At 59.1% G+C, this 391-nt stretch carries 1 protein-coding gene; it reads left to right on the top strand.

Annotated features, from left to right (window positions below; genetic code table 11):
* Positions 1–41 precede the first annotated feature (41 nt).
* On the top strand, positions 42–391 hold a 350-nt coding region (locus tag WG8_RS26095; protein ID WP_198286476.1), incomplete at its 3' end, for a hypothetical protein.

The raw sequence follows: 391 nt of genomic DNA, 5'->3' as shown, positions 1-391 counted from the left end.
TCAGCTATGGAGCTGCTCAGGTACGGGAGGTGTTGAGCAGCGTGAAGGCCGAGGGACGTTCCAGCGTCCGGCTGGTGATGCCTGATCCAAAGGATGAAGTCACCGAGCTTGAATTTGCCCTGCCAAAGGATACGGCGAAGACGCTGGCGGATGCGGGGACCGGTCTGGAAGTATACACTAACTATGCGAGTCTGATTCTGTCTCCATCAACGCTCGCTTCGATGGACGGGAACGGTCAGTTTACGCTCAGCCCGGTAAAGGGTGAAGCGGCGATCCAGACGATAGCGGAACGGGCCAAGCAGAATGGCCTCGTGCAAGCAGCGGCAGGTCAGGGCGAAGTTCGCGTAATCGGCCGACCGGTGATGATCGAGACGAATCTGCAGGGGCAGCC

The sequence above is a fragment of the Paenibacillus sp. Aloe-11 genome, assembly GCF_000245715.1.
In the GTDB taxonomy this organism is placed as follows: Bacteria; Bacillota; Bacilli; order Paenibacillales; family Paenibacillaceae; genus Paenibacillus; species Paenibacillus kribbensis.
This window is presented reverse-complemented; position numbering and strand designations above follow the sequence as displayed.